The organism is Acinetobacter sp. TR11, assembly GCF_027105035.1.
Taxonomy (GTDB): domain Bacteria; phylum Pseudomonadota; class Gammaproteobacteria; order Pseudomonadales; family Moraxellaceae; genus Acinetobacter.
This window is the reverse complement of sequence record NZ_CP114256.1, coordinates 2,998,767-3,011,267: the sequence shown is the minus strand read 5'-3', so window position 1 is coordinate 3,011,267 and position 12,501 is coordinate 2,998,767. Positions and strand designations below refer to the sequence as shown.

Here is a 12,501-nt window from a genome sequence, read left to right as displayed (position 1 = left end):
ATAAAAAATATAATTAAGATTGGAGGCTGTATGCGCCGTTTTCTATTATTCCTTGCAGTCATTGTAATTTGTATAAGTACTTTCTTTTTCTATCAATATCGTGTGCAGCAAAAAGCAGCCAATACTGAACAAATGTTTGAAATTGTTATGGCTGAAAAAATGCGTGCGCTGTATGACCAAGCGCAAGATTGGTCAAAACCTGTGCAACTGAATGTACATGATGATCGTTTGTCAGGTGATTATAAGTTGATGTCCGAGTTTCTACTTAGTTATTGGATGCAAAATGTTGAAGCGCGAAATCATTATTTAAGGCAACTCAAAGCAGCAAATTGGGATACTTTTTTAGATGTAGAGCGTTTGGATCAAGATCGTCAGCAAGCTTATAAAGAAACAGAACAAATGCTTCGCGAGGTTCGGAAAATATCGGCTGAATATGAACGAAAACGGCAACAAATACAGACCGATTCACTTAAACAAGCAAAAAGTTTGGCTATTCATAATGAAATGAGAAAATCCTTGCAAGTTAAATTAGAACATAACCTTAAAGTAGATAAAGCACATGATATTTTCCCGATTGAACAGAAAATTATAGAAAAAGCACAGGCAATGTTCGATATGTTGAGAACCTACCCATGGCAGAAACAAGACAAAATGATTCTTTTTCAAGAAACAATACAAGTGAAAAATTTTAATAACTTATATCAGGATGTACTCAGGCTAAATGCGAAGATGGAAAAAATTAAGAAAAGTAATGTTGAAGTATTAGATGAAGAATTGTAGTTCGATCAAGCAATGATTCAGCCTGTGAATCATTGCTTGATTGTAAGATCAACTTTAGTCGAAAATCTTTTCCGCTGCTTGGAACGGTAAACTCACAACATCAATCGCTACAGCAAAAGGCAGTAATACCAGTTTTTCCAAAGGATTCATACCTGATTTTGATTTATAACTTTCTTCTTTATTGGTATAGATAGATACTTGGTAAGGCTTACTTAATGCTTTTAATGAGGTGAGATTATTTGCAGCAGGGTATACGACACCAGCAAGCTTAATATCAAAACAGAAACGCTGTGCATACATACGCTCATCGCTTGAGGATGAACATTCTTTTGCGCCATTTTCAATAAAGAACTCTAAATCTTTTTTGCTTAAATCTTCTTTAAGTTTTATATAGGAAAGTGGCAATGTACCTGAAAAATTACCATCATTCTTTTCAGAATAAAAACTCAAGTCCCGTGTTATTTGGATATTTTTAGCATCAAGTTTACTGATCAAGCTCACAAATTGAGAACCACCTTGAGTCAAAATATAGCTGTTTTTTTTCCCTGCAATCACGATACTGTCTTTGGGTAAATTTGACGATGTTTGCGCAGGTCGCCCAAAAGCAACCACATTGTCTTCAACTAAAGTGACACGTTCTGTTCGAGTATAGGTTTTGTTGTCTTTGTTAATCAGTGTTTTGGTTGCGCATCCCGTTAAACATAATGCTGTAATTGATATCGCTGTAGTCATTTTAATTAGAGTTGAAAACATCCAGTTCTCCTAATGATTTAAGTTTAAAATTTAAAAAATAATTGATATTCATACAATATTTAAAAGACCATAATGAAAAATCTAAGTAGAAGCGAGGACTTTTCTCTTAAGTATGGCGATCTTTACAAAGATTAAACATGATCGCTAATACGGATAAATTTGATTTCTCGTTTAAAATTTTGGTGAAATTTACCGTTTATCAGAGTGATACAGAATTCAATATTACTTTGTTGTAGGCTTAAGCTTATAGTTATTTTTATTCAATGTTTAAGGTGAATGATTTTTGGAGCAAGTGATGAACTTTCTAAAACGATCAGCGCTGATGATGGCATTTACTTTGGTTGGATTTTCAGCAGTACATGCCGAAGAGGTTGCAACTTTACCAACCATTCGTATTATGGCTGAATCTGAATTACGTGAAGAAGTCGTAGGACCTACTCCATTTCAAGAAGATAAAAAGGTACGTCAAGCACTTCAGCATCGTATTTATAAAACCCATACTGATATGCAGAATGCAGGAATTCCTGAGAATATTAGTGCAGTTGAATTTGAACCAAAGGTGCAGTCAGGCTTATCTCAAGTTTCACCTGGGTTACAAGAGTATATTCTAGCGGTGGCTTCAGGTTTTCAATCATCTGATCCAACTAATGGTGTATTTAAAATATTAGAGCCACTTAATATAAATCGCAACAATATTGATGGCATTCGTGATGGTTCGATTAAAGTCAATTTGAATGATATTTTGCTATTACAGCAGCAAATTCAAAATGGTTTAAAAGATTTTAGACAACCATAGCTTATATCATTGATTAAGATAAAAATCCCCGCATATCTAGTGGGGATTTTTTCTATTATTGTTTTAGGTAACGCTCAAAAATTGCAGAGAAATCATAGTTCTCAATTTGTTTACGACGTTCAGTAAACTTATTTTCAACTTGAATCGTAGTCTGTGAAATAATATCAGGGAGGTTTAACAACACTTGTTCTGGTAATTCACGCAGAGAAAACATGTTATTCACAGCTTGTTGAGTGATGACTAGCGAATTTATTTGACGTTCAATTTCTTTGCATGCTTCCCCAATACTAAATAGAGCTTTATATAAATCTCGTACCTTTTCGATTTGTGATTTTTCAATATCAATTGAATAACTTGCACCACCAAGTTGGAATTTGATTTCGACGTCCCGATCAATTGTACCTGCTGTTTCTAGAAGCACCCGACTAATCTGATAGTGTTTATATGGATAGCGATTCAACGTCCGTTTTTTGCTGACCGCACTTGTACCATCTAGATGAATGAAAGCGGTATTGGTAAAGCAGTATTCGTCGGTTTTTGCTTTGATCAAAAAGAAAATTTTTTCATTGTCTTCATGGAAAATATAGTCATCAATATCCGTCTTATCATAATCTCTAGGTTCAATAATCTTACCGATATCACTGGTTCCCATTAGATCAGCTGCCATATTTTTAAACATTGTTAGAACCTTGTCGTTTTTGGAATTTGATAATAATTTGTCGTGTATTGTTCTGTCTACAGTGGATATTTGTATTTCAAAGATTCGATACAACGATGAAATGAATTTCTATCACATAAAAAAATCCCCGCGTATAGCGGGGATTTTCTTTTTATCTCAGTGTCGATTAAACACGTTCGATAATAGTCGCGATACCTTGACCAAGACCGATACACATGGTCGCAAGACCGATTTGCGTATCTTGTTGTTCCATCACGTTCAACAATGTTGTTGTGATACGCGCACCAGAACAACCCAATGGATGACCTAATGCAATCGCACCACCATTCAAGTTGATGATGTCTTGTTTCTCATAAACGCCTAAGCCTTTCATTACTGATAAGCCTTGTGCAGCAAATGCTTCGTTTAATTCGATAGTTTGGATATCCGCCATCGTTAAACCAGCACGTTTAAGCGCTTTTTGAGTTGCTGGAACAGGGCCGTAACCCATGATTGCAGCATCACAACCTGCAATCGCCATAGAGCGAATCACAGCACGAGGTTTTAAACCTAAAGATGCAGCACGTTCAGCTGACATCAACAACATTGCAGATGCACCGTCAGAAAGAGCAGAAGAAGTTGCTGCTGTTACTGAACCACCTTTAGGATCGAAAACAGGTTTCAATGCTTTGAATGCTTCAAGGTTTGCATCAGCACGAATTACTTCGTCGATGTCACACAAGATTTTGAAGCCATTTGCATCATGACCTTCAACACCAACGATTTCATTTTTGAAACGACCTTCTTGAGTTGCAGCCCAAGCACGACGGTGAGATTCAACACCGAAAGCATCTTGTTCTTCACGAGAGATACCGTTCATACGACCTAACATTTCAGCTGTTAAGCCCATCATGTTCGATGCTTTCGCATAGTGTTTAGACGCTTCTGGGTTAAGATCGATGCCGTGCATCATACCTACGTGACCCATGTGCTCAACACCACCAATGATGAATACATCACCTTGATTCGTTGCAATCTGTGCTGCCGCAGTGTGGATTGCTTGCATTGAAGAACCACAAAGACGGTTTACTGTTTGACCGCCAGCAGTTTTTGGAATGTCAGCCAATAAACCAATATTACGAGCAATGTTCATACCTTGCTCTAAAGTTTGGTTTACACAGCCCCAAATGATGTCTTCAACTTCATTGGTATCAAACTGGTTACGAGCAACAAGTGCACGTACCAATTCAGCAGATAAACTGTCGGCACGAACATTGCGGAACATACCGTTACGTGATTTGCCCATTGCTGAACGAACGCCATCAACAATTACAACGTCACGTGGATTTAAAGTAGCCATTCACGTTGCTCCTTAACCGTAGAATTTTTTGTTGTTAGCAGCCATGTCACGCAACATTTGTGGCGCTTCATAAGCCTTACCTAAGTGTGCATATTTGTCGCAAAGCGCAACGTATTCAGCAACACCTGTTTGGTCGATGTAACGGCATGGACCACCACGGAATGGAGGGAAACCTACACCCATGATCATCGCCATATCTGCTTCAGAAGCAGTTGCAACGATGTTGTCTTCTAAGCAACGAACTGTTTCGTTACAGAAAGCAAGCATCATACGGTCAATGATTTCTTGGTTGTCAAACTCGCGTTTTTCACCAGTCACGAAAGGCGCAATTATTTCGTAAGCTGTTGGATCAACAGTTTTCGCTTTCTTACCTTTCTTATCTAACACGTATTTGTAGAAACCAACGTCATTCTTTTGACCAAGACGTTTTGCTTCGTACATCGCTTCGATAGAACCTTTGTAGTCTGGCTTCATACGGTCAGGGAAACCTTCAGCCATTACTTCTGCGCCATGAACACCTGTATCGATACCAACAACGTCGATCAAGTATGCAGGACCCATTGGCCAGCCGAATTTCGCCATGACATTATCCACTTGTTGGAAATCCGCGCCATCTTTTACAAGAAGGTCGAATGCACCAAAGTAAGGGAACAATACACGGTTAACTAAGAAACCAGGGCAGTCGTTAACAACGATAGGTGTTTTACCCATTTTCTGAGCAAGAACAACAGTAGTTGCAATCGCTTCATCAGATGTCTTCTCACCACGGATCACTTCTACCAATGGCATCATGTGTACTGGGTTAAAGAAGTGCATACCAACAAAGTTTTCAGGACGTTGTAATGCTTTCGCCAAACGCGTAATTGAAATCGTAGACGTGTTAGAAGCAATAATCGTGTTTTCACGAACATTCTTCTCAGTGTCTGCAAGTACCATTTCTTTTACTTTTGGATTTTCAGTCACTGCTTCGATCACGATATCCACTTCTTTAAACTCATCGTAGCTTAAAGTTGGACGGATGCGAGCAAGTGTTTCACCCATTTGCGCAGGTTTCATTTTTTTGCGTTCAACTTGCTTGGTCAGTAAGCCATTCGCTTCTTTCATACCAAGTGAAAGTTGTGGGTTACCAATGTCTTTCATGATGATTGGTGTGCCTTTGCTTGCCGTTTGGTAAGCAATACCACCACCCATGATACCCGCACCTAATACAGCTGCTTGGTTAACAGGGTGAGCACCTTTCTCATATTTCTTCGCAGTTTTCTTCACAACTTGGTCATTGATGAATAAGCCAATCAATGCACCTGCTTGAGGAGTAATTGCTGCTTTAGCAAAACCTTGAGCTTCTGCTTTTAATGCATCATTACGTGTAAGGCTTGCACCTGCTTGTAATGAGTCAAGTAACAATTTTGGCGCAGGGTATTGTGCAGGGTTTGCTTTTGCAAGTACCGCACCTTTTGCTGTATTGAACGCCATCATTTGTTCAAGTGGGTTCAATTTAATTGCGTCTAATTTTTCTTGACGTTTTGCTTTCCAGTTCAAACGACCAGCAATGGCTTGTTTTACCAAATCAATCGCAGCTTCTTGAAGTTTGTCAGCAGCAACAACCGCATCTACAGCACCATCTTTTAGTGCAGCAGCTGGTTTTTTCGGGTTCGCCATTGCCATCCATTCAACAGCATTGTCGATACCAATTACACGGCTTAAACGTACGCTACCACCAAAACCAGGATAGATACCGAGTTTGATTTCTGGTAAGCCAACTTGTGCTTGCTCAGACATGACACGGTAGTCACACACTAAGCACATTTCAAAACCACCACCAAGCGCTGTACCGTTAATAGCAACAACTTTAGGGATGTCTAAATCTTCAAAGCTATTGAAGACGTCATGTACAGGCATAAGCCAATCAACAATTGCTTGTTCACCAGCAGCGAAGTTGTCGCCAAATTCAGTAATATCTGCACCAACGATAAATGTTGATTTACCAGAGGTAACAACTAAGCCTTTAATGTCGTTATTGGCTTTAACCGCAGCAATTGCTGCTTGGAAGTCTTCGATGGTTGCACGGTTAAATTTATTAACCGACTCACCTTGTAAGTCAAAGCGGAATTCTGCAATTCCGTCCGCAAGCATTTGGACGGTAATGGCATTGCCAGCGTGGATCATGCCTGATCTCCCTTGTTGTGGAGGATTCTGAGTTGATGTCATAAAGCGTGTATGCGTTAGCGCACACAAAATGCTTCGCTAATCTTACGATAACTATATCCAAAAAGGACATAACAAGTTGTATCAAGCCGTGACGCTAGGGTCATCTATTCTTTTAAAGAATTTATTTCTAAGGCTTGTATAAAAATAGAAAGCTATTTTTTCCTTTAAAAATAGTGAAAAGTTGATTGATTTTAGTCATGTGATTATCGGTTTTAAACGTAAAAAGTGTATTAAGCAAGCCATAAATCATTTTTAAATTCATATTTTTTTTATTAGCATATTTAATCTAATATTTAAGTTAAGTTGATCAAGTTATGGCTTATTTATTGCTTTATTATAGATATAGAGAAAGCAATGTTTTATTGTTAACTCTTTGTTGAAAAAGGATTTTGAAAGATTTTTTTTGTTTTTAAAATCAGACATGGTTTGATTTTATGACAAAAAATGTTAGTTATAGCTATTTTTAGGGTTTATGTGAAAACGAATAGAAAAATAATTATTTGTTGATGATGTGGTTGAGAAGCTGAATAAAAAAACAAACCTGTTTAGGGAAGGCTGGGTAAAGGATGAAACCAACAGACCAAACATTGATGAAACAAATGCATATTTCGATTGAAGAAATTGAATATCGACGATCTTTGCTTAGTTTAAGTCATCAAGAATTACAGCAGTTGGTTGACTTAGGGGAACAAATCGATCTTGAGTATCTACTTGACCAAGTTGTGATTACATTTTATCAACAGCAAACCTCGATTTCTGAGATAGCTTCACTGATTGGTGATATAGACACTTTATCACGGTTACAACATGCACAACGCCAATACTTGATAGAACTTTTTTCAGGTAATTATGATGCCAATTATGTCAATAATCGATTGAGAATCGGTTTAGTGCATAAACGAATTGGTGTCGAACCCAAATTATATTTATCCGCTGTCTATCATCTCAAAACCATGCTGATATCAATGATTCAACAACAATTAGGCGATACAGAGAATTTTCATCAAATACGTTCTACTTTAGAAAAGTTATTTATGTTTGATATTTCGCTGGTTGTAGAAACTTATGTATGGAGTTTGGTCAGTGAGTTGAAGGCATCTAAAGAAAAAATTGAGCAATATGCGTCTGTGTTAGAAGATCGTGCTCAGCAAATGGAAGCTTTATCTCAAACTGATCCGCTCACAGGACTATTAAATGTGAGACATTTAAATCGTATTTTAAATTCGACAATTTATGCGGCTGAACGAAGTTTAGAACCCGTTACAGTCGTATTTATTGATATCAATGATTTTAAAATAATTAATGATAATTTTGGGCATTCTAAAGGTGATCAAATCTTAAAGATTGTAGCGGATGCGATTCGATTCGTTGCACGTTTGGATGATCATTGTTTTAGATGTGGTGGAGATGAGTTCTGTATTGTATTTCCGCGTTGTACTGAAGCACAGGCACTCGAAAGTTTCGTTCCGAGATTACTACAGTATGTTTATCAAATTGAGCCGAATATTACTTTGAGTATCGGTGCAAAACAAACAGATCATGTTGATGGCTACTTAGATGCATCTACTTTGATTCATGAAGCTGATGCAAAAATGTATTTGGTCAAAAAACAGCAAAAAATAAAAAAATAACAATTTTCATTGAAAGATTTGTTTTTATATATACATGATATTTATTGTTTATTTTTTCTAATTAATTAAGTAGAACAAATTGCTGAACCAAAATTGGCTAGAAATTAAAAAAGACGATGATAAAATTCCGAGATTCATTTTTTTGGTCGATTTTTTCAATGGTTAAATGGATCATTTTAGCGATTTTCATTATTTCAGCTTTGTACATTCAGCGACGCGGTAAAGTAAAGCATTCGTTTTATCGTCAATTTTTTGATCATTCAACGATTCTTGCACCTATAAATTTTTTAATGTACATGTTTTCTAAAGTACCGAATCAACCTTATATTGATACTCAGTATTTTAAAGATTTAAAAGTTTTAGATGAAAATTGGGAAATGATTCGAGACGAAGCCAAAGCTTTATATGACAAAGGTGGGATTAAAGCTTCAAGTAGTTATGATGACCTCGGTTTCAACTCCTTCTTTAAAACAGGTTGGAAACGTTTCTATTTGAAATGGTACGACTCGGCACATCCATCGGCTGCTGAACTTTGCCCAAAAACAACTGCATTATTAAAAACCCTTCCAACAATTAAAGCTGCGATGTTTACTGAGTTAGCACCAGATAGCCGTTTAGTTCGCCATCGTGATCCTTATGCGGGTTCATTGCGTTACCATTTAGGTCTTATTACACCAAATGATGATCGCTGTTTTATTGATGTCGATGGTCAGCGTTATTCGTGGCGTGATGGTGAAAGTGTAGTGTTTGATGAAACCTATATCCATTATGCGGAAAACACCACTGACCAGAATCGTATTATCTTTTTCGCTGATGTAGAACGCCCATTAAAAACCCGTTTTATGGAAAAGTTTAATCATTGGTTTGGTAAAAGTGTCATGACGGCAGCCAGTTCACCCAATGAAGCGGGTGATCAAACTGGTGGGTTGAATAAGCTTTTTGGATATATTTATCAGTTTCGTTTAAAAGCCAAAGCCTTAAAAGCAAGCAATCGTGGTTTATATTATTTTTTGAAATGGTTCATCATGTTAGGACTATTTTTCTTAATTTTTATTCGGCCTTATGTATTTTAAATCTGAATGAGATCAACGCCCGAAAGGGCGTTTTTTGATAGCGATGATTTGGTTGTTTATTTGTTTATTAATGTTGGCAAAAAAAAGTTCAGTTGAGTACTCAAGATTATATTGAGTCATATCCAACTCAAAATCTGTCACATGTAAGTATAGGAAGCAGTATTATCCGCCAAGATATTTGGCAAAATGCAGCTTGGACTGCATTTACACCTAATACTGAGTTTAATTTAGCAGATACACGCATTCGTCATCAGTCTCGTGAATATTGGGGTTTTTACCATACAACTAGAGAAGTTAATCCAATCGCTCCAACAAATGAACTAGCCTATGATTTCTTTAATGAGTCTGCATTTAAGAGCGCTGATCAAGTATTGAGTCGAGTTTTTAAATAATTGGTGTTATTTGAGTTGTTGAATTGATGAATTTTGGCTCAATTGACTTGAAATTGATTTATGCAGACTACATCATCGAAAGCATTACTGATGATGAAAGTCTGCTGTGAATCCAAACGCGCGTGAACACATTGAAAAAATATTGATTCATATGACTCAATTGCCTGGTGTTTATAAAATGCTTGGCAAAGATGGAGAGTTACTGTATGTCGGAAAAGCCAAAAACTTAAAGAATCGTGTATCCAGCTATTTTGTTAAAACGATTGATCATCCTAAGACACAGGCTTTAGTGGCGCGAATTTATGACATCGAAAGTTTAGTTGTTCGTTCTGAAACAGAAGCATTATTACTTGAACAAAATCTGATTAAATTACATCGTCCGCCATACAATATTATGTTGCGTGACGATAAGTCGTATGTCTATATCTTCGTTTCAGCAGATAAACCTTACCCACGTATTGCTAGTGGCCGTGGCAAAGGTAAACATCAAGTTGGCAAGTTTTTTGGTCCATATCCAAGTGCTTATAGTGCTAGAGATACACTACTTGTATTACAAAAATTATTTAATGTCCGCCAATGTGAAAACAGTTATTTTTCACAACGTAAACGCCCTTGTTTACAGTATCAGATTAAACGTTGTACAGCGCCTTGTGTCGGTCTGATTAGCCCTCAGGACTATAAGGAAGATGTGGATAATTCAATTCGTTTTTTACAGGGTGATACCAAAGAACTCAATCAAGAGCTGATTGGAAAAATGGAACAGGCTGCGGAAGCTCTTGAGTTTGAAAAAGCCGTATTTTATCGTGATCGTCTTGCGTTATTGCGCGAGGTTCAAGCACAACAAGCAGTATTTAAGATCAAAGGCGAAGCCGATATTTTGGCGATTGCCTATCAAGCAGGTGTGACCTGTGTGCAAATCATGTATGTGCGTAATGGGCGGATGCTGGGTGGTAAAAGTTATTTTCCAGATATGTTGGGAGATGATTTGGCGCAAATGCTGAATGATTTTATGGCGAATTTCTATTTCCAAGTGGCGGATGAAGTACCATCAGAATTGATTGTAAATGTAGATATTCCCGACCAAAAACAATTAGAAGAAGCATTACAACAAACCTTCAATAAGAAAGTTCAAATCAAACATAAAGTGCGAGAAACTCGGGCTGAATGGCTAGAGTTGGCGCAAATGAATGTGCAACATGCGATTAAAGGTAAACTGAGTAATCATTTGGAATTGAACGAGCGTTTTCATCAACTTGAACAAGTGGTTGGAAGACCTATTGATCGGATTGAATGCTTTGATATCAGTCATACCATGGGTGAAGCGCCGATTGCTTCATGTGTAGTCTTTGATCAGGGCGGTGCAAGAAAGCGAGATTATCGTCAGTTTGCGATTCAGGATATTACGGGCGGTGATGATTATGCGGCGATGCGCCAAGCATTGATACGCCGTTATAAAAAAAATATGTTACCTGATCTACTCTTGATTGATGGTGGTAAAGGGCAGTTGCATATGGCGATGGAGGTTATGCAAGAATTAGCGCTTGATGCTTTTATGATTGGTGTCTCTAAAGGTGAGGGACGTAAACCGGGGTTAGAAACGCTACATTTTACCGATGGGACTAAGATTCAATTACCCGAAGACCATAAAGCTTTACACCTCATCCAACAAGTGCGAGATGAAGCGCATCGTTTCGCCATTACCAAACATCGAGCTAAGCGTGATAAACGCCGTAGTAGTTCTGTTTTAGAGGCTATTCCTGGGCTAGGGCCAAAACGCCGTCGTGATCTACTCACTCATTTTGGTGGTATACAAGGGGTTTTAAAAGCGTCAGAAAAAGAGTTGATGCTTGTACCGGGTTTGGGTGAAGTCATGGCGAGAACGATTTATAAAATTTTGCATGAATAATTTGACTGATTGGCTCAATCTCTCAATGACTGATGCGTCAATGATCATTCACAAACAGAGAAAAACATTTAAAGATAAGATGGTTTGACGATTAAGGAAAGATAATGTCATTGCTTCCGCTGTATCAACAGGTTGAACATCAAGAGTGGATTGATATTCCCTCAGGATGGTTACAAGGTCGCACCGTATTTGGCGGTTTAGTTGCAGGATTATTAATCCAAAAGGCGCAGAGCGTGGTTCATGATACAACAAAGCAATTATTGAGTTGTAATGTGACCTTTGTTGGTCCTGTGCAAGAGGGGCAGGCTAAACTCACGGCGGAGGTGTTGCGAGAGGGTAAATCGGTTACAACCTTAGAAGTGCGGTTATGGCAAGCAGATACTGTACAAAGTATTTTAATAGCAAGTTTTGGTTCGCAGCGTGAATCTCGGATTCATGTGCAAAATCTACCGCAAATTCCTGATTATCCACTGCCGGCACAGTTGGAAAAAACGGCTTATATTGAAGGTTTAATGCCACAATGTTTGCAACAGTTTGAACTATGTTGGGCTGAAGGTAATTATCCAATGGCTGGCAGCAAAGTACCTGACTTTGGCGGATGGTGTCGTTTTATTCCTCAGTTGCATCCAAATCGCGAAATGAAATTGGCCGATCTATTTGGATTGATGGATGTGTGGCCACCGGGTGTGTTACCAATGTTTAAAACCCCTGCACCAGCAAGCTCATTAACATGGCAAATTACTTATTTGCAGCCGATTGCTCATCAAGTACAGGATTGGTTCAAATACAAAGTAGTGACTGAATATGCTGAACATGGTTATTCAACCGAGTATGCCTATCTTTGGGATGATGAAAATCGACTGATTGCGGTACTTCGACAAACAGTTGCCGTTTTTGCCTAGTCGACACTGCCGTGCATTTCGTATAAAGTTGCTTACACATGG

At 38.0% G+C, this 12,501-nt stretch carries 10 protein-coding genes and 1 pseudogene; 7 read left to right on the top strand and 4 right to left on the bottom strand.

Going from position 1 to position 12,501, the window contains the following annotated elements; genetic code table 11:
• The first annotated feature begins 30 nt into the window (after nucleotides 1-30).
• Nucleotides 31-780, top strand: a complete 750-nt coding sequence (locus O1450_RS14600) for a hypothetical protein (RefSeq protein ID WP_269229005.1) — start codon at nucleotides 31-33, stop codon at nucleotides 778-780.
• A 54-nt stretch (nucleotides 781-834) separates the two neighbouring features.
• Here O1450_RS14600 and O1450_RS14595 read toward each other — a convergent pair whose 3' ends face one another.
• Nucleotides 835-1,533, bottom strand: a complete 699-nt coding sequence (locus O1450_RS14595; protein WP_269229004.1) for a hypothetical protein — start codon at nucleotides 1,531-1,533, stop codon at nucleotides 835-837.
• 295 nt (nucleotides 1,534-1,828) lie between these two features.
• On the opposite strand from O1450_RS14595, the gene O1450_RS14590 reads away from it, so the two are divergent.
• A complete protein-coding gene (locus O1450_RS14590) occupies nucleotides 1,829-2,329 on the top strand; it encodes a hypothetical protein (protein ID WP_269229003.1) in 501 nt (166 codons plus the stop codon).
• A gap of 55 nt (nucleotides 2,330-2,384) precedes the next feature.
• On the opposite strand, the gene O1450_RS14585 is transcribed toward O1450_RS14590, so the two are convergent.
• From O1450_RS14585 to fadB, 3 genes are all read right to left on the bottom strand, one after another.
• Nucleotides 2,385-3,008 (bottom strand): PH domain-containing protein, encoded by a 624-nt coding sequence (locus tag O1450_RS14585; protein WP_269229002.1) that lies wholly within the window; start codon nucleotides 3,006-3,008, stop codon nucleotides 2,385-2,387.
• 166 nt (nucleotides 3,009-3,174) lie between these two features.
• Nucleotides 3,175-4,347 (bottom strand): acetyl-CoA C-acyltransferase FadA, encoded by a 1,173-nt coding sequence (fadA, locus tag O1450_RS14580; RefSeq protein ID WP_269229001.1) that lies wholly within the window; start codon nucleotides 4,345-4,347, stop codon nucleotides 3,175-3,177.
• A 12-nt stretch (nucleotides 4,348-4,359) separates the two neighbouring features.
• Entirely contained in the window at nucleotides 4,360-6,513 is a 2,154-nt protein-coding gene (gene fadB, locus O1450_RS14575) for a fatty acid oxidation complex subunit alpha FadB (RefSeq protein WP_269230478.1), read from the bottom strand.
• Nucleotides 6,514-7,121: 608 nt separating this feature from the next.
• Between fadB and O1450_RS14570 the strand changes: the two genes are divergently transcribed.
• The 5 genes and pseudogenes from O1450_RS14570 to O1450_RS14550 all read left to right on the top strand — a co-directional run bounded on the left by O1450_RS14570 (nucleotide 7,122) and on the right by O1450_RS14550 (nucleotide 12,459).
• Nucleotides 7,122-8,186 (top strand): GGDEF domain-containing protein, encoded by a 1,065-nt coding sequence (locus O1450_RS14570; RefSeq protein WP_269229000.1) that lies wholly within the window; start codon nucleotides 7,122-7,124, stop codon nucleotides 8,184-8,186.
• 158 nt (nucleotides 8,187-8,344) lie between these two features.
• A complete protein-coding gene (gene lpxO / locus O1450_RS14565) occupies nucleotides 8,345-9,259 on the top strand; it encodes a lipid A hydroxylase LpxO (protein ID WP_005218617.1) in 915 nt (304 codons plus the stop codon).
• Nucleotides 9,260-9,330: 71 nt separating this feature from the next.
• A pseudogene (locus O1450_RS14560) lies at nucleotides 9,331-9,651 on the top strand (hypothetical protein); the annotation flags it as partial.
• 106 nt (nucleotides 9,652-9,757) lie between these two features.
• Nucleotides 9,758-11,557, top strand: a complete 1,800-nt coding sequence (gene uvrC, locus O1450_RS14555; RefSeq protein ID WP_269228999.1) for an excinuclease ABC subunit UvrC — start codon at nucleotides 9,758-9,760, stop codon at nucleotides 11,555-11,557.
• 104 nt (nucleotides 11,558-11,661) lie between these two features.
• A complete protein-coding gene (locus tag O1450_RS14550) occupies nucleotides 11,662-12,459 on the top strand; it encodes a thioesterase family protein (RefSeq protein ID WP_269228998.1) in 798 nt (265 codons plus the stop codon).
• Nucleotides 12,460-12,501 lie beyond the last annotated feature (42 nt).

Excerpts from the sequence above, each read along its gene's own strand:
- O1450_RS14570 (WP_269229000.1), top strand. The coding sequence starts at position 7,122 with ATGAAACCAACAGACCAAACATTGATGAAACAAATGCATATTTCGATT.
- O1450_RS14585 (WP_269229002.1), bottom strand. The coding sequence starts at position 3,008 with ATGTTTAAAAATATGGCAGCTGATCTAATGGGAACCAGTGATATCGGT.
- O1450_RS14550 (WP_269228998.1), top strand. The coding sequence starts at position 11,662 with ATGTCATTGCTTCCGCTGTATCAACAGGTTGAACATCAAGAGTGGATT.
- lpxO (WP_005218617.1), top strand. The coding sequence starts at position 8,345 with ATGGTTAAATGGATCATTTTAGCGATTTTCATTATTTCAGCTTTGTAC.
- O1450_RS14590 (WP_269229003.1), top strand. The coding sequence starts at position 1,829 with ATGAACTTTCTAAAACGATCAGCGCTGATGATGGCATTTACTTTGGTT.
- O1450_RS14595 (WP_269229004.1), bottom strand. The coding sequence starts at position 1,533 with ATGTTTTCAACTCTAATTAAAATGACTACAGCGATATCAATTACAGCA.
- fadA (WP_269229001.1), bottom strand. The coding sequence starts at position 4,347 with ATGGCTACTTTAAATCCACGTGACGTTGTAATTGTTGATGGCGTTCGT.
- fadB (WP_269230478.1), bottom strand. The coding sequence starts at position 6,513 with ATGATCCACGCTGGCAATGCCATTACCGTCCAAATGCTTGCGGACGGA.
- O1450_RS14600 (WP_269229005.1), top strand. The coding sequence starts at position 31 with ATGCGCCGTTTTCTATTATTCCTTGCAGTCATTGTAATTTGTATAAGT.